At 44.4% G+C, this 24174-nt stretch carries 22 protein-coding genes; 2 read left to right on the top strand and 20 right to left on the bottom strand.

Translation table 11 applies throughout. The annotated features are described in order from the left end of the window. Positions 1-145 precede the first annotated feature (145 nt). The 7 genes from C5I45_RS00545 to C5I45_RS00515 form a co-directional block, all read right to left on the bottom strand. Positions 146-2005, bottom strand: a complete 1860-nt coding sequence (locus tag C5I45_RS00545) for a UvrD-helicase domain-containing protein (protein WP_107994158.1) — start codon at positions 2003-2005, stop codon at positions 146-148. Positions 2006-2012: 7 nt separating this feature from the next. Beyond that, entirely contained in the window at positions 2013-4061 is a 2049-nt protein-coding gene (locus C5I45_RS00540; protein WP_107994578.1) for an ATP-dependent nuclease, read from the bottom strand. 163 nt (positions 4062-4224) lie between these two features. Continuing rightward, the gene (rlmH, locus tag C5I45_RS00535) at positions 4225-4704 is read right to left on the bottom strand and encodes a 23S rRNA (pseudouridine(1915)-N(3))-methyltransferase RlmH (protein ID WP_107994157.1); all 480 of its coding nucleotides are present in this window, start codon (positions 4702-4704) and stop codon (positions 4225-4227) included. Between the two features lie 80 nt (positions 4705-4784). After that, positions 4785-4955 carry a CxxH/CxxC protein gene (locus C5I45_RS00530; protein WP_004393147.1) on the bottom strand — a complete coding sequence of 57 codons (171 nt, stop codon included), beginning with the start codon at positions 4953-4955 and terminating at the stop codon, positions 4785-4787. A 153-nt stretch (positions 4956-5108) separates the two neighbouring features. Further along, positions 5109-5279 (bottom strand): hypothetical protein, encoded by a 171-nt coding sequence (locus C5I45_RS19700; RefSeq protein ID WP_004393146.1) that lies wholly within the window; start codon positions 5277-5279, stop codon positions 5109-5111. A 304-nt stretch (positions 5280-5583) separates the two neighbouring features. Next, complete coding sequence (locus C5I45_RS00520) at positions 5584-6747, bottom strand: hypothetical protein (protein WP_044052754.1); 1164 nt, start codon at positions 6745-6747, stop codon at positions 5584-5586. Positions 6748-6757: 10 nt separating this feature from the next. Then, the gene (locus tag C5I45_RS00515) at positions 6758-7507 is read right to left on the bottom strand and encodes a YiiX/YebB-like N1pC/P60 family cysteine hydrolase (protein WP_015387448.1); all 750 of its coding nucleotides are present in this window, start codon (positions 7505-7507) and stop codon (positions 6758-6760) included. A gap of 181 nt (positions 7508-7688) precedes the next feature. Between C5I45_RS00515 and C5I45_RS00510 the strand changes: the two genes are divergently transcribed. Continuing rightward, positions 7689-8669 carry an aldo/keto reductase gene (locus C5I45_RS00510; RefSeq protein WP_014306155.1) on the top strand — a complete coding sequence of 327 codons (981 nt, stop codon included), beginning with the start codon at positions 7689-7691 and terminating at the stop codon, positions 8667-8669. 29 nt (positions 8670-8698) lie between these two features. Here the strand turns inward: C5I45_RS00510 and C5I45_RS00505 are convergent, their stop codons facing one another. The 6 genes from C5I45_RS00505 to C5I45_RS00485 all read right to left on the bottom strand — a co-directional run bounded on the left by C5I45_RS00505 (position 8699) and on the right by C5I45_RS00485 (position 14371). Continuing rightward, complete coding sequence (locus C5I45_RS00505; protein ID WP_063174413.1) at positions 8699-9172, bottom strand: GNAT family N-acetyltransferase; 474 nt, start codon at positions 9170-9172, stop codon at positions 8699-8701. Positions 9173-9209: 37 nt separating this feature from the next. Then, positions 9210-9344, bottom strand: coding sequence for a hypothetical protein (locus C5I45_RS20045; protein WP_007407881.1), 135 nt, complete (start codon positions 9342-9344; stop codon positions 9210-9212). Continuing rightward, positions 9331-10446 (bottom strand): response regulator aspartate phosphatase, encoded by a 1116-nt coding sequence (locus tag C5I45_RS00500; protein WP_015387445.1) that lies wholly within the window; start codon positions 10444-10446, stop codon positions 9331-9333. Before C5I45_RS00500 ends, C5I45_RS20045 begins: the two co-directional genes overlap by 14 nt. A gap of 131 nt (positions 10447-10577) precedes the next feature. Then, on the bottom strand, positions 10578-11468 hold the full coding sequence (gene rocF / locus C5I45_RS00495) for an arginase (protein WP_014306158.1): 891 nt from the start codon (positions 11466-11468) through the stop codon (positions 10578-10580). A 73-nt stretch (positions 11469-11541) separates the two neighbouring features. Next, complete coding sequence (locus tag C5I45_RS00490; RefSeq protein WP_015387444.1) at positions 11542-12942, bottom strand: amino acid permease; 1401 nt, start codon at positions 12940-12942, stop codon at positions 11542-11544. A 223-nt stretch (positions 12943-13165) separates the two neighbouring features. Then, the gene (locus C5I45_RS00485) at positions 13166-14371 is read right to left on the bottom strand and encodes an ornithine--oxo-acid transaminase (protein ID WP_004393130.1); all 1206 of its coding nucleotides are present in this window, start codon (positions 14369-14371) and stop codon (positions 13166-13168) included. Positions 14372-14578: 207 nt separating this feature from the next. On the opposite strand from C5I45_RS00485, the gene C5I45_RS00480 reads away from it, so the two are divergent. Next, positions 14579-15994 (top strand): sigma-54 interaction domain-containing protein, encoded by a 1416-nt coding sequence (locus tag C5I45_RS00480; RefSeq protein ID WP_046341460.1) that lies wholly within the window; start codon positions 14579-14581, stop codon positions 15992-15994. 41 nt (positions 15995-16035) lie between these two features. Here the strand turns inward: C5I45_RS00480 and C5I45_RS00475 are convergent, their stop codons facing one another. The 7 genes from C5I45_RS00475 to C5I45_RS00445 form a co-directional block, all read right to left on the bottom strand. After that, positions 16036-16755, bottom strand: coding sequence for a cupin-like domain-containing protein (locus C5I45_RS00475; RefSeq protein WP_004393125.1), 720 nt, complete (start codon positions 16753-16755; stop codon positions 16036-16038). Between the two features lie 13 nt (positions 16756-16768). Further along, a complete protein-coding gene (locus tag C5I45_RS00470; protein WP_024086026.1) occupies positions 16769-18394 on the bottom strand; it encodes an ABC-F family ATP-binding cassette domain-containing protein in 1626 nt (541 codons plus the stop codon). Positions 18395-18421: 27 nt separating this feature from the next. Beyond that, positions 18422-19612 (bottom strand): MFS transporter, encoded by a 1191-nt coding sequence (locus C5I45_RS00465; protein WP_014306161.1) that lies wholly within the window; start codon positions 19610-19612, stop codon positions 18422-18424. A gap of 18 nt (positions 19613-19630) precedes the next feature. Beyond that, positions 19631-20953 carry a periplasmic substrate-binding domain-containing protein gene (locus C5I45_RS00460; protein ID WP_024086027.1) on the bottom strand — a complete coding sequence of 441 codons (1323 nt, stop codon included), beginning with the start codon at positions 20951-20953 and terminating at the stop codon, positions 19631-19633. Further along, positions 20950-21957 (bottom strand): ThiF family adenylyltransferase, encoded by a 1008-nt coding sequence (locus C5I45_RS00455; RefSeq protein WP_014306163.1) that lies wholly within the window; start codon positions 21955-21957, stop codon positions 20950-20952. The genes C5I45_RS00460 and C5I45_RS00455 overlap by 4 nt, the downstream gene beginning before the upstream one ends. Before the next feature lie 231 nt (positions 21958-22188). Then, positions 22189-23607 carry a sensor histidine kinase gene (locus tag C5I45_RS00450; protein WP_107994156.1) on the bottom strand — a complete coding sequence of 473 codons (1419 nt, stop codon included), beginning with the start codon at positions 23605-23607 and terminating at the stop codon, positions 22189-22191. Further along, positions 23604-23816 carry a winged helix-turn-helix domain-containing protein gene (locus tag C5I45_RS00445; RefSeq protein WP_024086030.1) on the bottom strand — a complete coding sequence of 71 codons (213 nt, stop codon included), beginning with the start codon at positions 23814-23816 and terminating at the stop codon, positions 23604-23606. The genes C5I45_RS00450 and C5I45_RS00445 overlap by 4 nt, the downstream gene beginning before the upstream one ends. Positions 23817-24174: the final 358 nt, after the last annotated feature.

The raw sequence follows: 24174 nt of genomic DNA, 5'->3' as shown, positions 1-24174 counted from the left end.
CAACTAGACATCTGCTTAGTTTGTATCAAAAGGCACAACTTATAATTTGTTTTTTCTTTAATCAATTATAAAACCTCACTCACTTATGATAAGGCTCCCCTTAATGCATCTAAATGAGGTTTATCGGTATCAAGGTTTTAAATTATTAAAAGGTCAATTCGTCTACTGTTTTGGATGCTCTTAACATATCATAAAGTGGTGATATGTTCGTATTTTGACAAAAATCATTATCTCTAAGTTTTGAAAAAGTAAAATAAAGATATTTCTTAGCTCTAGATAAGCCTACAAAGAACGTACAAGTGTCTTCTTCTTCTTGGTTTGAATAAGTCCAAAATGCGTTGTCATCAAACCCTACAAAAAATACTGCTTCATATTCTAGACCCTTACTTTTATGGATTGTCATAATAGGAATAGAAAAGCGCCCCTCGAAACTATCAATTGCTTCTTTCCAACTCCCTGTTTTTTGATAAAAGGCAAATAAATAATCTACTAGGCTATCTCGTACTTGATTAAGATATTCTCCCTGTGAATATTGAGGATAGAATTTTCTAATTTTATCTACCCTATAATAATCCATAATGTCTAGGAGGATTTTTCTAAATCCTTCTAGTTCACTAAGTTTATCTAATTCATCTTTGACCTTATTTAAAAACATCTTGAAGTCAAATAAAAGGTGATTGATTGTTTGATTTATTATGGAACCTTTTACTCCTGCTAATTCCATCTTGATGTCCCATATTTTTATCCAAGCATCACTGTTTTTTACGTCTATTGCTGATTTTAAAGTGTTGATTAATAAAATTATTAATTCTTCTTTTAGTAAATCCTGAAATAAAGTTTCATTCCTAGCTACTATATTATAGTTTTCCAACTCACTAATTATATCCTGAGAATATTTATCTACAGTTTGTTTAACAATAATACAAATCTCATTATATGGTGTTTCTAAGGAATAGATTAGTTCATTAATCTTAGTTGCAACAATTTGAGCTTCCTTTTGAGAATTTTCAAAATACCATATTTCTGATATCCCATCTTCAGTTGACCATCTTGAATTTGGAATAGGAGTAAATGGTTGATCTTGCAAATAATTATTCACAACTTTTTGTATTTCTAATAATCTAGGAGCTGATCTATGGTTCATAATTAAATTATATGGCGTTGCAGAAAAATCTTTTTTATAACATTCAAAGATGTCTTTCTTGGCACCCGCCCATACCATAATCCTTTGTCTATGATCTCCTACAGCAGTGAGTGAAATAGATGAACTTATAAAGCAAGTTTTAACTAAGTCATATTGAAGAGTAGTTGTATCTTGAAATTCATCTAAAAAAACATGACTATAAGTTTTTTGTAGTGATTTTAAAATCAAAGGATTGGTATTTAAAATGTATATAGACAATTGGCAAATCATTGGAAAGTTAAGTCTTGCAGAGCTCTCTTCATTACCTTTCAATAAGTAGTTCCATACATTTTTCAACAACTCATCATTTTTTATAGGAAGAGGTTGACTATTTAAGTGCTTTAATAATACATTAACAAATTCATTTCTTTTCATTCCCTTACGTTGAAAAATACCAAATTTAGCATATGCTTTTACAATGTCATTATTACTTTTGTCGAAAAGACTATAGTTTAAATTCGGTCTGTATTCTATAGGTAATGCAGAAATAAAGCTGTCTAATATATTTTTAGCAAATGAATCGAATGTTTTGGAATTGAATCGAACAGCTAATTCTGAAGCAACCCTTAAATTAACTCTTTCTTTTAAATTTACTGCAGCATCTTTTTTAAAACTAATGGCTAATATTCGTTTTGGCTTTGGACAGCTATTAGTCTCTAAAAGAAAGCAAGCTTTTTGCGCTAATAATTCTGTCTTACCAGCTCCAGGTCCAGCAACTACTAATGAATTCTTAAGATTTTTCGTAGCAGATAGAGCATTTTGTTCAAGACTCAATCCACCATTTGGCACCCAACTATTAACTAACTCATTCAAAGTATCCATCCCCACTCTAAAGGTTTAAAATCTGTGTCGCTTTTTCTGCAATTCTTTGTATGACATCTGGAGTTGAATCTTTTAAATGCTGATCCTCAATAAGACTTAATGCTTGAAGGTGTGTTACAGGTTTTCCTCTTGTTAAGAAGAAATAGTTATACCAAATCATTAATTCCTTCTGTTCACTTGTATATGTATCCCCATTGCCACCATTTTCTTTTAATGTTTTTCTAACACTATCGTTTATTCTATCTATATATGCTGCTGTATTCTTATCGGCAGCTGAAAGTTTATGAATTCTTTTATTAGTTTTATCATCAATTGCTAGAAGGGGGCCTTCATTGTGTTTAAGAATCATTAAGTACTCATCTAAAAAGTTTTCTATCATCATAAAATCAATATCTATTGGATTTGAAAAGTACACATTATAGTTATTTAACAAATTTATCCAGCATGATAAATATTCCAATCCCTTTTCATCTAAGGACCACTCATGCATTTTTTCTAAATATTGATTTTCTAATATTTGTCCATTTTTCAAACGCAGTAATTTATTTCTGTCGACACCATTCTCGATTAATTGCTTAAGAGCATACTTAATTCTTCCCCAACCACCACCATTTCGTTCCCTATCTAAATCTAATAACGTGATAAATGGAATATCTAATTGGGTTAGTAATCTCCAAAAGTGATTTACATGTCTTCCTCCTAAGGGAACTACAGAAATTCCGGTTGAATCTAGATTATCGTTATATAAGGTAAGAAACTTAGGTAATAATATTTCTTCACTATCACCTTCACCTAATATTACTAAAGATGAAAAATAGAGCTCAGGATAGGCTTTTACAGCTTCTTTAACAAATTTAAATGCTTCATCATCCTTAGGCGGTAATAACACCTCTTTTACAACAGTTTTACTATTATTCTTTTCTATTCTTAAATGCCTAATTTGAATTGGATCTATTCTTTTTATAATAGAAGGGCTATGAGAAGTTATAATTATTTGAGCATTAGGTTTATCTCCTAAACTCTTAAGATTTTTTATTACTTTTCCCAACAAATGAGGGCTAACATGATTCTCAGGTTCTTCTACTAATACTATAGTTATCGCTGGTGGATCTATATTTAATATTCTACTTTCTTCCGTAACTTCCGAACTAATTTCTTCAATCGCTTTGTTTTCTAACTCTAATAAAGAATCAATTAAGGTTAAATAAAATAAAGATTTTAGTCCGTCTCCTAAATCAGAAACCTTAAATGCCTTTTCCGTATGAGATGGGGTAAATTCAACGTCTAACTTTTTTAATATACTTTCTAAATTGTTACTTCCGAATTTGATATTTGCATTGCTGTATCTTTGGTCATTATGGTAATTTTTCCATTGATCTGCAATTATTGATTTTACGGTTGAAATCCCCTGTTGATTAGCTACTTGAGTATCTAATAAATTAATTTTTTCTTTAATAGCTTCCTTGTCACTTTCTTTCCAATTAATTTGCTTGATAATTCGCCACAATATGGTTCCTGAAGCGTTTTTTAGCTGCTCTGATGGATTTCTAGCAGCAGGAACATAAATTACTTTAATTTTAGATTTATCATGCGCATTAATAGGTTTTAAATGTTCCTCGGAATTTTCACCTTCAGAGCACTGAATAAAGTAATAACGATAGTCAACGCTTCCTTCAGGGTCATTGCTTTTTTGCCATGTTGCATGTAATTGGATTCTAATATAAGGATTACCACCCTCTTCTGAAACTATGAAATTTTCAAAGTAGATGGGAATTCCATAGTCATCAGGGTCACCGTTTTCTTTAAAAAACTCAAACTTTGCTTCGAGTTTAAAGTAATTACTTTCAACTTCTTCAGGAGTTTGATTATTTAACAAGTGAAAATCCGATCTTTTAATATTGGTGCTTTCGCCAAACAATTTTAAAATGGCGCTTAGTACAGTAGTTTTTCCAGCACTATTCGTACCAATTAGAGCTGTTAAATCCGAAATATTTATACTAGTTGGTTCAGGACCAAAACTTCTATAATTCTCAAGAGTTAGTTTAACTAATTTCACAAACACATCCCTCTCTTTCCTATAGTTGTTAATTTTACCACAAAAAAGCCAAAGATTATTGTATCAACAATCTTTGGTTTTGATTAAACCTGATTCACAGAAAATTTCTTACTATTATTTTAACATCTCAAAATAAATAATTTCTTTGATAATCAAAAACCACTCACTTATGATAAGGCTCCCCACGATTAATCCGAAACGCCCGATAAATCTGCTCTACAAGTATGAGACGCATCAACTGATGAGGAAAGGTCATCTTCGAAAATGACAGTTTGTCGTCTGAGCGTTTCATGACGGTGTCGCTTAGGCCGAGTGAGCCGCCGATGACGAAGGTGATTTTGCTTTTTCCATAAGTCGCCAGCTTATCTATTGTATCGGCCAGTTCTTCGGATGTTTTCATTTTTCCTTCGATGGCGAGGGCGATGACGTGGGTGTCCGGGCTGATTTTGGCCAGGATGCGTTCGCCTTCTTTGTTTTTGACGATTTTCATGTCTTGGTCGCTCAGGTTTTCCGGAGCTTTTTCGTCCGGGAGTTCGATGATGTCGATTTTTGCGTAGGCTGAGAGTCGTTTTTTGTATTCTTCAATGCCTTGCTTGAGGTATTTTTCTTTTAGTTTTCCGATGGTCACAATATTGATATTCACAGGTCATCCCCACTTTAGAAACAAGTTATTCATATATATTGTCCACAATTGTGGATATCTTTTCTGTATTTTGTGTAGGATCATTCGTTCCCTACTAGATATGTTGCAGTGTCCCCACATAATTCACAGGCTGTGGATAAACTGTTAGTATGTTCGATTTTTCTGATTTCGGGCGGAAGCTCATGATCATCTATGTACATGTCCAGCACGGTTTCGATATGTTCTTCACAAGAATAATAAGCGGTTTTCATTGTTACATCCTCCGGTTTTCTTTTGCGCGCGGCAATTGTTCTCTTCTCAATATAACCTATTTATACACATGTTAGTAGTGCTTCGGGCTGAGTTTTATCCACAATTCGGCAAATGACGCGCAAAAAGAGCCGGTGTTTTCAGCATCCGGCTCTTTACGTGTTTTCTCTTTTTTCTAAGCGAAGGACGAACAGAATTCCTAATAGACACGCCAGCAGCGTACAGCATACATCAATCCAGTCCGGCTTTCCGCCGTTTAAAAAAGAGTTGGTTATCACGGAAACCAGGAGAATGGTGACGGTCACCGCGGCAAGCTTTTTCTTCATCGGCTCCCTCCTTCATCTGACTGTCTTCTGCTTTTACGGTTCAAATTCCTCTATTTCTTTTTCTTGCTATATAGCCTTATCATGAGGGTCACAACGATATATACAATCATAATCAATGCCCCGTTACTCACATCAGGGTATCCAATCAACATATTCATTATGACAAAAACAATGGTTATACAAATGACGGACAACAATAAGAAGATACTGAATGATTTCAAATGAACACCTTCTTTCCCGCAGTAACGTTTCATTATAAAAAGCTTACCAAAAGCGGCAAGCTCTTCCGAAATGTTCATACTCTTTAAAACCCATCCATCACCTGCACATCATACAGCTTGAGATGGCTTTTCGGCGTGACGATGTTTTTTAAGTTTGGGATGGTCAGGTCGTTCAGCTTTTTGCCCGTTTTCAGGTCGAAGGATTCGATTTTGGCGGGCTTTTTGTAGCTGTACGTGAACAGATACAGCTTTCCGTTTTGATGGGTCAGCTCCTTGAAGTCGGCCTTCATTCGTGATGCGGGGAGGGTGAAGGCCTTTTTGCTTTTTCCGGTCTCAGGGTTGATGCGGTAGACGGTTCCGAAGCCGTCAACGAAATAGAAGCTGCGATGCTCCATGAAAAAGCTTTTTTTGAAGCTGAACGGCATGGAGTCATAGATCGTCTGTTCGTCATTTTTATAAGCGGCGATGTCATACGTTTTGATGGCGCCGCTGTTTTTCATGACTTTCACCATTTGATAGATGTGATCGGCTTTTTCTCCTCTGGTAACAAAGCAGACAGCGCTGTCGTCCACGGCGAGCTGGGATTCGACAGACGTGCCTTCTTTATACGTCCACGTCGCGATTGATGTTGTATGGAGCTTTTCTTTATCGGCCTGAATGTCTTGGACGTGATAGCCTTTTTCGTCATCTGTCGGCGTGAGCGCGAAAAGATGATCTTTAAAAAAGCCTGAGGCGCGGATATAGTGCGGGATGACGTCTTGCTTCCACCTGCCGTCCATCTGGCGGTACAGCTCTGAGCGATAGCTGCCGCCGCTCTTGTCGTAGCCCGAATTATACAGCGTGTAAAAGCCTTTCGCCCGTTCGATATATCCCGCGCTGTCTCCCGTATGCTGGTACGCTCTTTTATACGTGTGAAGGCCGTCCTGAACGGTGTAGATTCCTTTTTTGTCCTCCAGCAGCACGCTTTCGTCATGCACTTTGGCCGATCCGAGCTCAAGCCCCTTCATTTGATAAGAAGAAAGCCGCCCTTTTTCATCGGCGAAGAGGGCGTAGCTTTTTCCGCCGCCGAACGTGTCTTGGTCAGCCGCAGTGGAGAAATACAGCAACGCCTCTTTATCTTTCAGAAAATCAGGGTCATTTAATGTGTCTCTCGCAACCTCCGCAGGGTCTTCCGTGCGGAAATAGAAGAAGCATAAGACCGCTGCGGCGGCGATGATCACTAAGGGTATCCAGATGATTTTTTTCACGTTGTTCTCCTTAGTGAATGGTCAGGATCGTGGTTGTGTAGGACGAGCTTGTGATGTCGCGCGGGTATACGCCTAAGCCGCCGTTAGAGTCGATATCAATCCCCGCTTTTAAAAGGAATGCCGACCACAGCAGTTTTGAGCAGTTTTTGGCGCCTTCATGGCCCGTATTTCTGTTATTGACGAAGTTGAAGGAGTACTCATCACCCACTCTTGATACGGCCCAGTCAGCGGCGGCTTGTTTTTGAGCATCGGTAACTTTCACGGTCTGGACGATTGAATTGTCTTCGACTTCTCTGCCGTTATAAGCAATCTGACGGACGCCGTCTCCCGGCACGGATTCGACAATTTTATCAGCGGATGAATACATGCCGACATGCCCGTGATTGTAATAAGCCGTGTATGAGTTCGTGTAATAAATATTGCCTTTTGTGCTTTTCGGGAGTTTTTTGGTTCCTGACGATCCGCCCATCGCAGAGAGTCCGTCTTTGGAAGCGATTACATTTCCTTGCACCTTGTCTGCCGTGATTTCTTGATGAAACTGCTTGAGAATTGCTTCTGTTGAAACGTGCTTCTGTTTGGCAAGCTCTTTGGCGGATTGGAGAACGTCTTGAGGAGTCGTGCCCTGCTGAAGGTCTGCGATTTCTTTTGCGTAGCGTGGTATTTCTGTTTCTTTCGCTTTTACATTCAAACCGGAGAACGACAGAACCATGGTGAATGACAGGGCAAACGGGAGGACGGCTTTGAACAGCTTTTTACACATTGACTTCGCCTCTTTTCTCAAAGGTTAATTTTTCCACGTTTTCATTATATGACGAAATTGTGATAAAAAAATATACAATTTACAGATTTTTAAAAATTTTATAACAATATGTAAATCATATACATAAATCATTTTCAAATATCAGGAAATCTGGTTATCATACAAGAAAGGGGGAGGACATATGAAGGACAGAACGATCGGTTCGATGCGGGTTTCCGCAATGGGATTAGGGTGCATGGGCATGTCGGAATACTATGGCAGCCAGAGTGAGGAAGAGTCGATCTCCACACTGCATCATGCCGTTCATCTCGGCGTGAATTTGTTTGATACGGCTGATCAATATGGATTGGGTGCGAATGAAGAACTTGTCGGCAGAGCGCTCGCCCCATTCAGAAAGGAGCTGTGCCTCGCGACGAAATTCGGTTATGTCCGAAGCGAAAAGGGTGAGTTTATCGAAATCAACGGACGGCCCGATTATGTGAAAAAAGCGTGTGATGCCAGTCTGAAACGCCTTGGGACGGATTATATCGACCTTTATTATCTGCACCGGGTTGATCCGCGGGTGCCGATTGAAGAAACTGTCGGCGCCATGAAGAAGCTGATTGACGAAGGAAAAGTGAGGTATATCGGATTGTCAGAGGCTTCCGCAGAAACGATCAGGCGCGCCGTCCGCATTCACCCGATTGCCGCGCTTCAATCGGAATATTCTTTATGGAGCAGGGAAGCAGAGGAGCATGTGCTGCCCGCCTGCCGTGAGCTCGGCATCTCATTTGTGCCTTACAGTCCGCTCGGCAGAGGTTTTCTTTCCGGAAAGATGACGTCGACAGATCAGCTGGATGCCGATGATTACAGAAGAAGAACGCCGAGATTCCAGGGAGACAATTTGGCGGTGAATATAGGGCTCGTCCAAAAATTTACCGCCATTGCCCGGGAAATGAATATCACCGCGCCTCAGCTTGCGCTCGCATGGGTTCTCGCAAACGGCGATGACCTCATTCCGATTCCGGGTACAAAAAAGAAACACTACTTGGAAGAGAACCTCGCCGCTCTCGACATTGTGCTTCCGGAGGATGTGAAGGCGCGGTTGGATGAAATGTTTCCGATCGGCACGGCGGCCGGCGAGCGTTACCCGGAACAAATGATGACATTGTTAGATGAATAACAAAAGAGGCCCATCGTGCGGGCCTCTTTTCATGACAGCTTTTTGCTCATAATGACATCCGTCTCCAGGAATCCCGTCTTCTCATACAGCTTCCGCGCCGTTTCGTTATGAGCGAACACATGGAGAGAAATCTTGCGGACACCCAGATCTTTGGCTTTGTCCTCCAGCCTTGCGAGCGCCTCTTTTGCATAGCCTTTGCCGCGGAAAGGCGGATGAAGGCCGAAATCATAAATAAATGCGTCCTGCTGCGGGTGGTCCGGATCGGCGTGCAGCCACAACCAGCCGGCATTTTCCTTTCCGTCCAATGTCAGCGTCCATAAATAGTGATCGGCTGTCTCCAAGCCGTCTGGAAGCAGGTCTTCAAACGTCAGCTCCGCTAATTCCGGCGCTTCGTCAGGCAGCCACGTTCCCGCTTTTACCTTTTCTTCAGCGTAATGCTTGGTTGAATGAGCGAGATAGGACTGAAACTCTTGTCCTGTCATCGGCTGCAGCGTGATAGCCATTGAATCACTCCTTACACGAAAGCGATATCATGCAGTATTATCCGAAGGCTCCGTTTTCCGCCGGTTTTATGATTTGTTCGGCTTGTGCCGTTGAACCAGTTTGTGCAAATAATCCAATCGAAATGAGACTTGCCAAGGCTGCTGAGAGTACAATGAATTTACATGTTTTCATTACGAATCCCCTCCGTTAATCTCAAAATTTGGTCATTGGCATCAATTGATTCCTGAAAATACTTCGCCGCCGGTTTGTATTTCTCCTGTTTTTTAAAATGCGCCGCGGCCTGATACGACAAATCGGAAACGTCACTCCACAGCTCTTTCCTTCTTAACTCGGCGAAAGCTGATTCAAGCGCTTCTTCATTGCGGTCAATAAAGACATGCTGTAAGATGCGCAGCTTTTGGGTGTATACGGGCTCGTTTTTTTCTTCAGCGGCATTCAGCGCTTTATGCAGCCAAAATCGGCCCTCATCCGTCTTTGCCTGCTTCAATAACACTCTGGCCAGCATGTACAGACTCCGCACCGAATACGCTGATCGCAAATGCTCCTTTTGATCAAGAGCCGTTTCAAACTCGACCCGCGCCTCTTCCAGTTTTTCCTGTCTTTCATAGCAAATGCCTGCGTTAAAGTGGGCGAGCGCTTCAATATGCGGATCGCCCGCTTTGGCGGCTTGATGAACCGCCGTCTGCAGGAGCTCTTCGGCTTTCTGATAGTGGAACAAGTCCATTCTGTTACAGCCGATCACCATTAAACACTGTGCTTCTCTGACCGCGTACATTTCATTGGCTTTGTAGATCTCCAACGCTTTTTCCGCGTGGTTCATCGCAAAGTAGTTTTGGCGGATTTCATAGTAGGCAATCGCCACTTGATAATTAAACTCGGCTCTTTCAATCTCATTCGGTATGTGCCGGAGCCTGCTTTCAGCAATCCGGTAAAAATTAATGGCGTTCATAAACCGTTTACGGTAAAACTCGTGCATTCCGGAAAAGAAATAATAATAGTATTGAATCATCTGGTCTGTTTTTTCTTTATCGGCGTTCAGCTGGATCGTTTTTAAAATGCCGTCTGTTTTCTCATACTCTTCCATTAAAAGCTTATAGCGGGAATCAATTAAATTAAAATAAAGGAGCACCGTTTGATTTTGTGTCATATTTTGCAGATCCGTAAGCAGTTGTTCTCTTAACGCCTCAGCCGATTCAGTGTTGTGCTTTTTGATTTCCTCATACCAGTCACTGATTTTTTTCGCAACTGTTTCGTGGGCCATCACCTCAGCCATCTGTCAGGACACCTCCCTTTCCCATTTTGTGTAATAAATATATCATATTTACAGGTCCAAAAAGAGGGTGGCAGCCCGCTAGTTTCCTCGTGGCAACAAAAAAAACCTCCGCAGGTGCGGAGGCGCATATTTTATAATAGTTTTTTTCCTAACAAAGATTCTACCAGCTCGACCGCTGTTTTGCCGGTTTTGTTTTTGTGATCGAGGATCGGGTTGACTTCGACAAATTCAGCTGAAGTGATGATGTCGGCATCATACAGCATTTCCATTGCCAAATGGCTTTCACGGTAGCTGATGCCGCCGACGACAGGCGTGCCTACGCCGGGTGCGTCGCTCGGATCAAGGCCGTCTAGATCAAGGCTGAGGTGAACGCCGTCACAGTCTGACAGGTAGTCAATGGTTTCTTCAATGACCTTTGTCATGCCGAGGCGGTCAATCTCATGCATCGTATAGACTTTCATGCCTGTTTCCTTAATGTATTCACGCTCGCCTTCATCAAGCGATCTCGCGCCGATGATGACGACGTTCTCCGGCTTGATTTTCGGGGCATACCCGCCCAGATTCACCAACGTGTCGTGCCCGACGCCGAGGCTGACGGCCAGCGGCATTCCGTGAATATTGCCTGACGGCGATGTTTCCAGGGTGTTTAAGTCGCCGTGCGCGTCGTACCAGATGACGCCGAGCTGTTTATAGTGCTTTGCCGTTCCTGTCAGCGTTCCGATCGCGATGCTGTGATCGCCGCCCAAGACGAGAGGGAACCGCTCATTCTCAATGACGCTGTCCACCTTTTGGGCGAGCTGCTCGTTCCCCGAGAGCACAGAGTTCAAATTTTTCAGCTCTTCATCATGTTTGAGTTTTTCACGATTGACGGGGATGTCGCCTAAGTCTTCCACCGCATACCCCATGTCAGATAACCGTTCAATGAGATGCGCGTAGCGGATGGCGCTCGGGCCCATGTCCACTCCGCGTCGTGCTTGTCCTAAATCCATCGGCATTCCAATAACTGAGATATTCTTGTTCATCCGTTTTTCCACCTCAACATGTTGTATGTTGTCCTGTGCGGGTTTCTCAAAGATGACTTGGACACGAAAAGATTTAAAGCTCTATCTGTTTTTCTGACTGCTTATGCTTTTTTACATACAGATGATAGACGATAACGCACACCGCCATGAACGGGATGCCGCAATAAAGGGCGAGCCGCTGTTCTGAATCAAATGCGAGACTGATCAGAACGACCGTATTTAACGTCAGCCCGATAATAGGCAGCACCGGGTACAGCGGTGTTTTAAACTTCAGGTCTTCCACTTTGCCGCCTTCGCGGATGTATTTCCGTCTGAACATCAGCTGTGACAGGGAAATCGTAATCCAGCCGACCTGCGCGCTTAGTCCGGCTAATGATAAGAGAAACATATAAACGGTTTCCGGCGCTGCCACTTTAGACAGCAGGGACAGGCAGGCGACGGCCAGCGTCACGATCAGAGCGTTCATCGGCACGCCGCGTTTAGTTGTTTTGCCGAGCGATTTAAAGGCTTGTCCTTCGTTCGCCATGGCATATAAGATACGCGTCGATGCAAACAGGCCTGAGTTGGCCACTGAGAGCAGCGCAATTAAGATAACAAAGTTCATAATATCGGCCGCATATGGAATACCGATTTGTTCAAACACCACGACAAACGGGCTTTCGACCACTCCCGCCTTCTTCCACGGAATCATGCCGGCAATGACGATGATGGAGAGAACGAAAAAGACAAGCGTTCTCCATACCGTCTGCCGGATAGAGCGCGGAATCGTTTTCTCGGGATTTTCACTTTCTCCCGCGGCAACCCCGATCAGCTCCGTTCCCTGGAACGCGAAGTTTACGGTAATCATCGTAATAAGCATAGCCTTAATGCCGTTCGGAAACAATCCATCCTCATAAAAATGAGAGAAGAAAGGAGCCTGCTCGCCGTGTTTCATGTCGATCAGGCCGAACATGGCGGCACCGCCCAAAATAATAAACAGCAGAATGACTAAAATTTTAATGCCGGAAAACCAAAATTCCGACTCAGCGAACGCTTTTGTGGTAATCGCGTTCAAAAGAAACATCAGTCCGACAAACACGAGGCACCACACCCATACGGGAACATGCGGAAACCAGCGGAGCATCAATTGTCCCGCAGATAAAAACTCAATGGCGCATGTCACCGCCCAGCCGAGCCAGTACAGCCAGCCGAATGCGAAACCGAAAGCGGGGCTGATGAATTTGGTTGCGTACGTCTGAAACGACCCTGATACGGGAAGGGCAACCGCAAGCTCGCCTAAGCAGAGCATTGTCAAAAACATAATAAAACCGCCGACCAGATAAGACAGAACCGCGCCCAGCGGTCCCGCCTGGTTAATTGTAAATCCGGTACTCAGGAAAAACCCGGTGCCGATCACTCCGCCTAATGAAATCATAAACAAATGGCGCGATTTCATTGTGCGCTGAAGCTGATTCTCTTTTTGATTTGTATTCACTATTCTGCACCCCTTCAGCAACTTGTATTGGAACCAAGCCGGTGCTTTGAAACCGATTTGCTGTCCAAAGAGCCTCTATTTGTATATGAATGTTATATGAAATTCATTTTCGTACATAAAGATACATTATACTAAAATACTGTCTCCGCGCAAATAGAGTGTGCTGAATTTTTTATTTGTAAATTCCATACAAGCCGAGGGAAAGCATTGCCGCATCAAGGTATTACGCGTTTTGAAGCACGTTTGTGATCTTTTGGATCGCCCAGTCCAAGTCTTCCTTGGAAATCATTAACGGCGGTGCAAAACGGATCACGGTATCATGTGTTTCTTTGCATAAAAGCCCTTCGCCTTTCAGCTTTTCACAGTACGGGCGGGCCGCTTCTGTCAGTTCAACACCGATAAACAGGCCGCGTCCGCGCACGTCTTTTATGATCGGGTTATCAATTTTCTCAAGCTCTTCTTTAAAATACCGGCCAAGCTGAAGGGAACGCTCTGCCAGCCCTTCTTCCTCAAGGACTTCAAGAGATGCGAGCGATACCGCGCAAGCGAGCGGGTTTCCGCCGAATGTCGAGCCGTGGGAACCCGGGTTAAACACGCCGAGAATGTCACGGTTCGCCGCGATGCACGAAATCGGGAAGACGCCCCCGCCGAGCGCTTTGCCTAAGATGAACATATCCGGTACGATATTTTCCCAATCAACCGCGAATGTTTTCCCTGTGCGGCCGAGTCCCGTCTGAATTTCATCAGCGATCAGAAGCACATTTTCTTCCTTACAAATAGCGGCCGCTTCTTGTAAAAATCCTTCCGGCGGAATGACGATGCCCGCTTCTCCCTGAATCGGTTCGAATAAGAAAGCGGCTGTGTTCGGCGTGATCGCCCGGCGCAGCGCTTCTGCGTCCCCGTATGGAATTAATTTTATACCCGGAAGCATAGGTCCGAAACCGCGTTTATACTCATCTTCTGAAGAAAGGGATACCGCAAGCATCGTTCTGCCGTGGAAGTTGCCGATACACGCAATGATTTCCGCCTGATTATCCGCTACTCCTTTGACCTCATATGCCCAGCGTCTCGCCGCTTTGACAGCGGATTCAACGGCTTCCGCCCCCGTATTCATCGGCAGAATCATATCTTTTCCGGTCAGCTTGGCTGTTTTCTCATAAAACGGGCCGAGCTGATCATTATGGAACGCGCGTGACGTCAGAGTGATTTTATCCGCCTGATCCTTCAGCGCCTGAATGATCTTCGGATGTCTGTGCCCCTGGTTCACCGCGGAATAAGCACTCAGCATATCCATATATTGATTGCCTTCAGGGTCTTTTACCCAAACACCCTGCGCTTCGGAAATAACAATCGGCAGAGGATGATAGTTGTTCGCGCCGTAATGTGAAGTTTGACTGATAATTTCTTGAGATTTTGTGAAAGCTGACATAATCTGATTCCCCCTTGTTTTGTAATCATTCAACATTAGATCTTGCTTTCCCTTTTTATAAAGCAAGTTCCGTGCCAATCCGAAAAAACGGGATGTTTCGCCAGCATTCTTTCTTTTCCTGCAAAATATTCCGGCAGTTTGCGTGCAAACTGCATCCAAGCGCAAAATTTTTTTGCGTTTCCTGTTCGATTTATTTTAAAATAATGAATGTTAAGACGATTGAGAGGGGGAATTGACCTGCACACAACCAGCGAATTTTACACACTCGTGTTACAAAGCATTCTGGAAGAGATTGATGTCGGGCTGCATGTGGTGGACGAAAAGGGCAGCACCGTCATTTACAATAAGAAAATGATGCAGATTGAAGATATGGATGAACGGGACGTCCTGCACAAAAACCTGACTGATGTATTTATGTTTTCCAATCAGCAGGACAGCACGCTCGTTCAAGCCCTTCAAGAAGGCAAAACGATTAAAAATGTAAAGCAGAGCTATTTCAATAACAAAGGCCAGGAAATCACGACGATCAACCACACCTTCCCGATTGTGCAAAACGGCGAGATCAAGGGCGCCGTGGAAATCGCCAAGGACGTCACCAAGCTCGAACGGCTGATCAGAGAGAACATGCACAGAAAAGAACAGAACAGCTACACGTTTGACAGCATTCTCGGGAACAGCCCGGTCATTCAGGAAGTCATCGAAAACGCGAAACGGGCAACCCGTACATCATCGTCCGTGCTTTTGGCCGGCGAGACGGGAACAGGCAAGGAGCTGTTCGCCCAAAGCATTCACAACGGCAGCCAGCGCTCAGGCGCCCCGTTCATCTCACAAAACTGCGCCGCCCTGCCGGACAGTCTGGTCGAAAGTATTTTATTCGGCACGAAAAAAGGCGCCTTTACCGGAGCCATCGACCAGCCCGGCTTATTTGAGCAGGCGCAGGGAGGCACCCTGCTCCTCGATGAGATCAACTCTCTCAATCTCAGCCTGCAGGCAAAACTGCTCCGCGCCCTTCAGGAAAAGAAAATCAGGCGCATCGGATCAGCTCAGGACAAACCGATTGACGTCCGTATCATCGCCACGATGAATGAAGACCCGATCACCGCCATTTCAGAAGAGCGGCTGCGCAAAGATTTATACTACCGCTTAAGCGTTGTCACGCTGATCATTCCCCCGCTCCGGGAGCGCAAGGAAGACATTCTGCCTCTGGCCGAAGTGTTTATTCAGAAAAACAACCACCTGTTTCAAATGCATGTCGATTCGATCAGTGACGATGTGCAGCAATTTTTCCTGGAGTATGACTGGCCGGGCAACATCCGCGAGCTTGAACATATGATTGAAGGCGCCATGAACTTTATGACGGATGAAACGACGATTACGGCGGCCCACCTGCCTTACCAATACCGGATGAAAATCAAACCCGCTGACACGGAAAGCAAAGCAGCCGCAAGCACCCAGCCCGGCACAGATTTAAAAGACAAAATGGAAAACTTCGAAAAATACATGATCGAAAAAACCCTGAGAAAACAAGGCAATAACATATCCAAAACGGCAAACGAGCTCGGAATCAGCAGGCAGAGCCTGCAATACCGCCTGAAAAAATTCGGTCTGGACCGGATGAAATGAATCCATACAAAAAAAGGCTGAGGTGCTCCTCAGCCTTTCGTTTATATCTGATTGGCAAGCCGCTCTCCGGTAAACCAAAAGTTTTCGCTCACTGCCAATGTATGTTCCGTATTCTCGACTTGATGCCACCAATGGCGCGGCGCGTAAATGATTTCTCCCGCCTTTTGCCTGAAGCGGATCGGAGACGCCTTTTGCGCCAGCGGTTTTTGCTCTATATCTTTTTCATCAAAGACATTGATATTTCCTTCGTACAAATACGGAGAGTCGTCCGGATGATAGAAAATCCATTCCTTCTCCCCGAAAATGACGCCGTTCCACGCGTGCGTGCTGTTAAAATCCTGATGCAGCGGCGTGCCTGTCTGCTTAGAACCGAGAAAGAACCATTTCCAGTCCCGTCCCGTTTCTTCATCCGCTCTCAATGTGTCTTTTGTAAAATACTCGGGTGCGGAATAGACAAGGTCTAAGTCATTTTGGTTCAGCTGCGTAAAATTCCAGTCACAGTACCATTTGTCATCATTCTGATCAATGTACTCGATATAGTTGGAAAGCTTTACTTGTTTAAACGTTTTGACCCCTTCGATATCTGATTTCCGGATGGTGACCATTCTGTCTCCATAGTGTTCGTCAATGTATTCAAGCGTCCACGGCCTGCATTCCCAGTGATCCATTGCCCCCGTCAAAATAAAAGGTTTCTTATCAGCATACTCGCTTACAAAAAGATCGTACGATAACTCATTGATTGTCAGTCTGTCAATGGTCATATCCATTCCCCTTTTATTCGGCAATCTGCCGTTTTTTTTGTTTGGCGTAACTGTATGGACCTGAAAAGATGGTGACGTTTTGATTCTCAAGCCAGAAAATCTTGTTGAACTTCTCCAGCAGGTTTCTGTCGTGAGAAACGCAGATGATGGTGCCTTGAAACTGCATCAGGCTGTTTTCGAGAATTTCCTGAGATTCAATATCCAAGTGGTTGGTCGGCTCATCCAGGATCAGGACATTCAGCTTTTTTTCCATTAAGATGGACAGCTTCAGCCTGATTCTCTCACCGCCCGACAGGACGGAAAGTTTTTTAAAGACCGAAGACCCGTAAAATCCGTACTTGGCCAGCATATTCCGGGCCATGCCCTCTTCAGTCAGCAGATTTTCTTTAAAGAATTGCAGAATCGTCTGACTCGAATCTCCGACGTGGCTCTTTTGATCAATGTAGCCTATCTTAAGATTTTCCCCCACTTTAATGGTGCCGTCCGACAGTTCTCTTTCCCCGATAATGCAGCGGATCAGCGTTGTTTTGCCGACGCCGTTTCTGCCGACGATGCCGATTCTGTCTTTATGCTTTATACGCAGATTCACATTTTGATATAAAAGGGAAGATCCGTTGGCCACCTTTCCGTTTTCAATGAACACAATATCTTTTGAACCGGCGCCCGCTTCCTGAAATGCGTTTTTTAATTTTTGCTCCGTCCGGACCGGCTTATTGATCAGCTCGATCCTTTTCAGCGCCTTTTCCATATTATTCGCGCGTCTGTGCAGCCCGACAGACGGCGGATTCGAGCGGTTGGCCCAATCTCTCAGCTGGGCGATGGATTCCTTCATCTTCTGTATTTTTCTCTGCTGTTCTTCATATTTCTCAAACTGGGCGATGATGAATTCTTCCCGCTTTTTCAGGTATTCGCTGAAACCGTAAGGCCAAATCTTCACCTCGGTATCGTCAATCTCGAGCACTTTCATCGCCGTCTGGTCGGCAAACGTTTTATCGTGGGTCGTAAACAGAATGGTTTTGTTCGATTTTTTAATAAACCCTTCAAGCCACTCAATCGCATGAACATCCAAATGGTTGGTCGGCTCGTCCAGCAGTATAATGTCGTCGTTGCGGATTAAAATTTCGGCAAGGCCGGCTTTTGTTTTTTCGCCGCCGCTCAGCTTTGAAAACGGCTGATCCTTTAATTCGCTGAGGCTGAGCCCGTTGCATACCTCGTCAATCATCGCATGCATCTGGTAGCCGTTGTTCCGCTCAAATGTTTCCGTGTATTGACTGTACTTTTCCAATAAAGCAGTCAGCTCGTCCTCACCCATCGGTTCCGAAAGCTTCAGCTCAATGGCCTTCATTTCCTTCTGGATCGCCGCGAGAGCTTCAAACGATTTTTCCAGATATTGATACAATGTCAGATCCTCATGGGGATCAGCGATCTGCTTCAGCAAACCGACCTTCGCCCCTTTGTTGATCGCAATCGTTCCTTCATCCGCCTCAAGCTCCCCGGAAAGCACCCTGAACAGCGTGCTTTTGCCGGAACCGTTCGGCCCGGCCACAAGCACTTTTTCGCCTTCATTGATGAAGAAAGAAACTTGTTTGAAAATGGTATCTCCCGCTAAATTTACCGTAAGATTATGAATATTCAGCAACTCACATCATCCCTTTGTCATTCTGGTTCAAAGCTCGACTTTATTCTGGATGGCGACGCTCGCTTTCAGTTTGTAAAAGCTGAGCATCATAAACAGCGACAATAAGATGGATAATACCCCGATTGCGGTCAGCAGCAAAGCTGAATCAAAATAGTCCGTTAAGAATCCGATAAACGGAAAGGCAATGAACATGAAGAGCGAGGTCATCAAACTGATAATGGACAGCAGCGTGGCTCTCGTTCTGGACGGAATCTCATTATTCACCACCTGACTGGATACGGGTTCTATCACATCATAGAGCGCGTTAATGACAACAAAAGCTGCAATCGTCACGTACAGACTGCCCGAAGGTATAAACAGATAGGCCGCCCCGATGATGCAGAATGTCAGCAGAAGCACGCGCCTCGGCGTGAATTTTTCCGCCGGCTTTGAAGAAAAGATGGAGCACAGCGCCTGCAAGATGGACAGCCCCGCAAAAATAATGGATATATTGCGCACGGACAGCCCTTCCTGACTTAACAGATCTTGTCCGTACATATAAAAAACCGATGTAATCGCAAAGAAAACGGAGAGTGACAGCACCAAATATTTAAAGGCTTTGTTCAGCCTGAAGAAATCTTTGACTTCTTTTAAGATGTCCCCGACCGTCTGCGTTTCGTGTTCACTGTTTTCAAATTTGATTTCCGTCAGCTGTGTAATGACCGCCATCGCAATCAGCTGAGTCACAATCCCGGCGATAAACACATACGACCATGATATTTCCTGCAAGTAGCCGCCGATGCCCATGGCGATCGCAAGACCGAGTATGACAAGTCCGTTATAATTTCCGATGGATTTGCCGTACCACTTTTCTTTCCCTTGTTCTTTCAGTGAATCAAACAAAAAGGCGTGATCCGTTCCTGATATAAACGTCAGCCCGATACCGTATATAATATGAGCGATGAAGAGGGCGATGAAGTTATGAAAGCTCAGGAACATTACCAAATAGACAATGACCATAAAATGGCCGAGCAAGAGCGATTTTTTTCTCCCGATTCTGTCCGAGATGACGCCGCTCGGCACTTCCGCCAGAAACATCGCCAAATTCAGGACCGATTGCAGGATGCCCACTAGAAACAATGAATAATTCATGCTTGTTAAATATAAAATCCAAATTCCCCGTTCGAAAAAGAAGTTTCCGAAAAAACCGGAGAAGTAAAGCAAATTTCGATTCCGCAAATGAATACCCCTTTCCAGCTATCTGCATTTAACATCATGAACAGAAAGGAGCCCGTCAGTCTTTACACTAAAACCCTCTATACATGGATCTTGCAGATACAGACTTTTCCCAAAACAAATTGGGCAATAATGAGTTGTATTCTCGAATAACCCAAAAAGTTCCTTCTTTTTTTCAGATCCTATGGCATCAATGATCGTTTTTTTCTTCTCCGAATCGCTGATGTCGCGGATGAAATATTTGATATAGCTCAGCTCATGCATATAAGCCGGCAGAAACAAATGGAGCTCAATATCAAACCCGCTTTTATCCATATGGTAATAATCATTGAAATGACTGACGCGGGAGACGGATACGTCCGCTCCGGCCCTCCGAAACAATTCAGCCAGCCTTTCAATGATCTCTCCATTGGGATAATAATCGGCATAAACAATTCGGATCGGCTCTTCTTTTGTCAAAAGGGGCGGATCTTTCTGCGGTGTCCGTCCGCTTTCCCATATACCGATCAGTGAATCAGTCGGTGTGATGATATGCCCCAAATCCCCGGCCAGCTTTTGTTTATCAAAATAATGCTGAATGAAAGTTCTCAGCATGCCGTCCTTTACCTTGAAGGTAAATAACATCGGCAAATGATTTTCTTTAAAATCAGCATACTGCCGATACCTCATGTTGGAATGATGAAACTGGGTGTGGCAGGTCACATCGGTCTGATTCGCTTCGTACAGCCCGATGCTTTTTTCCAGATCATTATTCAAAATAAATTGGATGATCTGAACGGTGCGGTCATCCGCGGGCGTCATTTTATATTGCGGATTCCGCTCAAATTCCAGTCCCTTCTCAAACGTACGCTTGAATCGGTACGGGCCATTTTCCGGCACATCGCCCCCGGCGGTCGCCGGAATCAGAAAGCTGCTCTGCAAAACGGCTTCTATTTCATCAGACGGCTCGTCCAAGGTGACTTCAAAGCGTTTTTCGCCCGTTACGTTCACCCCGAGCTGATCGGATGAGACGAGGCCTTTTACATACGGAACGGCCTGTTTTATGTTCAGGAAACTGCCGAGATGGGGACTTTGGTTTTCTTTTGTCAGATGATAGATGATCGTTTGAACCACACCCTCGGCGTCACCTAAATAGTCCGGGTGAATGTCCACCTGACAGGTGCGGCGATCTTTGCGGATGATTCGGCAGTTATAGCCGTCCTGCAGGCTTTCATACATAATGCTGCAAATCATCTTGCTTGTGTAATCCTGCGTATCTAATGGGTTCAAGCGTATCGGGCTTGTGTCGATTTCTATTTTCAGAGGGTCGCCCGGTTTTCTCGCCGTACGATGCATCGTCTTCATAAAGCGCTTTCCTTTTGAGAAAGCTTCGTTTCTGTAATATGAAGTCCGTCAAAGTCCAGGCCGATGCGGGTATTCAGGGATTTCGGGCTTCCGCCTGCAAGGTATGTGATAATGTCATGAGACATAAACGAGGATATAATACCGTTTGTCGCTCCTAACGAACCTTTGATCGGTTCATCGGGGTAACAGTTCAGAAGTCCGGCCGGCATGTTTTTTTCATAGGTGACGCCGGATTGATAGGATTCAGGCGTGAGCAGAGGCCCCCATTGGCCGCTGAAGCTGCCGACACCCCCGGTCATAAACGCGATATTCCGCTCCTTACAATACTGATAAACCCATTCAGAAATGTTATGGGGTTTGTCAGCGGCATTTATGACGATATCAATTTCGTACGGATCTAACACACGCAGGTCCTGCGGCTGTGTCATTTCCTGATGGTAAAGTGCTGCGTCCGCATGGGGATTGATACCCGCGATATAATCTCTGCATTCTGAGATCTTTAATTTGCCTACAGAAGATTGAGTATAGACGAATTGTCTGTTCAGGTTATGTACTGATACGGCATCGAAATCAATGAGAATAAAATGCTGCATGCCCGCCGCCAAAAGGTTTTGAAGAATGATCGTTCCGACGCCCCCCAGACCCACGATCGCTGCCCTGCTGCCGTCTAATCTGTTTTGGATCAGATTGGGGTTTTGGTTGTATTTCTCAAAATGGTACAGCTGCTTTTCAGTGATGCAGCCTTCACGGCCGTTTTGCCATGGCTCTATTAAAGCATCCAATTTCATTAACGCATCGAAAAACTGGTTTCCCGCTTCCTCTCCCAGAAGATCAGAAAGCTCTTGTTTTTCACAGCCGGTGATCAGCCGTTCAACCGCCTCTTTGATCTCACTCGTATGCGCAAGCTTAATCGCCTTTCGATATTGAATGATAATATGCCCCGTGTAGGTCAGCACCTGCACGCTGTCTTTAAACTTCCAGCGCTTACAGTCCGTTGACATCATGACATACCCCCTGAATGATAATAACTCCCCAATAAGGGGAGTCACGGCTTTACTAGCAGCGATGCACCAAGCTTGCTGTTTCTGTATCAAGATCAAGTTCTTCAATCTTCATCAGTACACACCCCCTTTGCCAATAACTAGATATTATCATCAATATTGGAAAAGGACAAGTTATTTTTTGAAAATTTAGAATTTATATATAAATTGTGATATTTCTTCCGCTATCCCGGTTTACCCCGGCAGCCGGATGATGAACACGGAGCCTTTTCCCTGCTCACTTTTCACTTCAATTGTTCCGTTATGGCTGTCGATAATGGTTTTTGTAATGGCAAGACCCAGCCCCGCGCCGCCGGATTGACGGGATCGGGAGGTTTCCGTCCTGTAAAACCGGTCAAACACATGAGGCACATGCTCCGGAGCGATTCCCGTTCCGTTATCCGCAATCATAAGCATGATTCCTCCGTCTTCCTGCAGGGAGACGGTGATGACACCCGTGTCTTCATCCGTATGCTGCACCGCATTGTAAAAGAGATTGAGAATGGCCTGCTTCATTTTGTCTTTGTCAAAAACAGCTTCTATCTTTTGATCAACAAAGAACTCGAGTTTCCGGTTTCTCGCGAGCAGCTTCAGCTCAGCCTCCATTTCCAAAATGACGTCTCCCAATGCCCCTTTTTTCATTTCAAAGCTCGGCTCCCGGTCAATCTTCGCGAGAAACAAAAGATCCTCTATCAGCTTATTCGCCCTGACGGATTCCGCGTACATGCTTTGAAGCGCTTTTTCTTTCTGCTCCGGCTTTTCCGCCGCTCCGCGCATTAAAATTTCGATAAAGCCGTGAATGGAGGTAAGCGGCGTTCTCAGCTCATGTGATGCGTCTGATACAAACTGCCGGATGCGCTCCTTCGCTTCTTTTTCCGCCTGAAACGCGGTTTCAATCCGTTCCAGCATCTGATTGATGGAGATGCCCAATGACTCAATTTCGGCCTGCTTCATATCAATCGGCAGCCGTTTATCGAGACTGCCGGCATGAATGTCACCCATCATATGCACAATGCGGGACATCGGCTTGAGTGTGAGCCGGATCACCGGCAAAAAAACAAACAGTCCGATAACCAAAGCCGCAAAGGAAAGCACCGCGAAAATGCTGATCTGGCGGAAAAGCGAATCATTCAGAGGCTGGGTCAGCGTGCTCATCTGTACAACTCCCGCCTGCCTTCCGTCAACGGAAATCGCCTGAAACACGACGATGATTTCCTCACCCGCCTTATTGTGAGCCACCTGATAGTGAAGCGCCATTGTATCTGTCAGCGCATCCCGATACACGTTTTTCGGGAAAGAAGGAGCGGCTCCCGCGTGCGGGTCTTCTGATAAAACTGACATCTTGTATGATTGATTGATAAAAGCAACCGTCACCCCGGGATAAATCACATTCGGATGAGCCGGTGTTTCGGAACGGGCAGGAGTTTTGATTGACCTCCATACGCTTTGATCCATTGAATTGATATCACTCTGAATGCTGATCGCCTGATTTTCATACATCGTCCGTCTCATAAACATGTACTGTGTACCGCCGATGAAACATAACAGCAAGGTCAAAATCGCCAGTGACCTGAACAGGAGCTGGAACCGCAGGGTTCTGTACAGCCGTTTCATGCCAGGTCCACCCTGTACCCGGCGCCCCGAACCGTGCGAATCACCTTGTGTTCTTTGTCCTTCAGCTTTTCGCGCAAAGAACGAATGTATGTCTCGACGATATTGTCTTCCCCGAGAACCGTTCCGTGATGAAGCCCCATCGTTAAAGAATCAATGAGTGCAGACTCGCCGTCTGCACTCAGCAGCTTGATGCCTTTCAACTTATCCATGATGCAGTCTCTCCTTAGATGTATCAGCCTGTGTTTATTTTTTTCGCTTCCCCTTCTATTATTCGCTTTTATCTGAAACAAAACGGAAGCTAAGCTGAATTGGTGAAAATAAACGCTGAAAACGGAGCCATCTGCAAATAAGCTGCCGGCAGTTTCATCTGCCGCTATTCAGCAGCACCAGTCTGTTTCAATCACAAAGTTCTAAGGTCATGTCTGCCTTTTTCTACATATATCCATTTTCAACTGAACGTGTTGTGACCCGCGTTCAGTTCTTTTTATGGCTTCTGAAAAAAGGCATAAAAAAAAGCGCCCCTGAAAAAGGACGTTTAATATGACATGTTTCATTTTCTTAAATTCT

Source organism: Bacillus sp. ZY-1-1 (assembly GCF_003047165.1).
Lineage (GTDB): Bacteria > Bacillota > Bacilli > Bacillales > Bacillaceae > Bacillus > Bacillus velezensis.
Note: the sequence above shows the minus strand (reverse complement) of the source record. Positions and strands in the feature narration are given on the sequence as shown.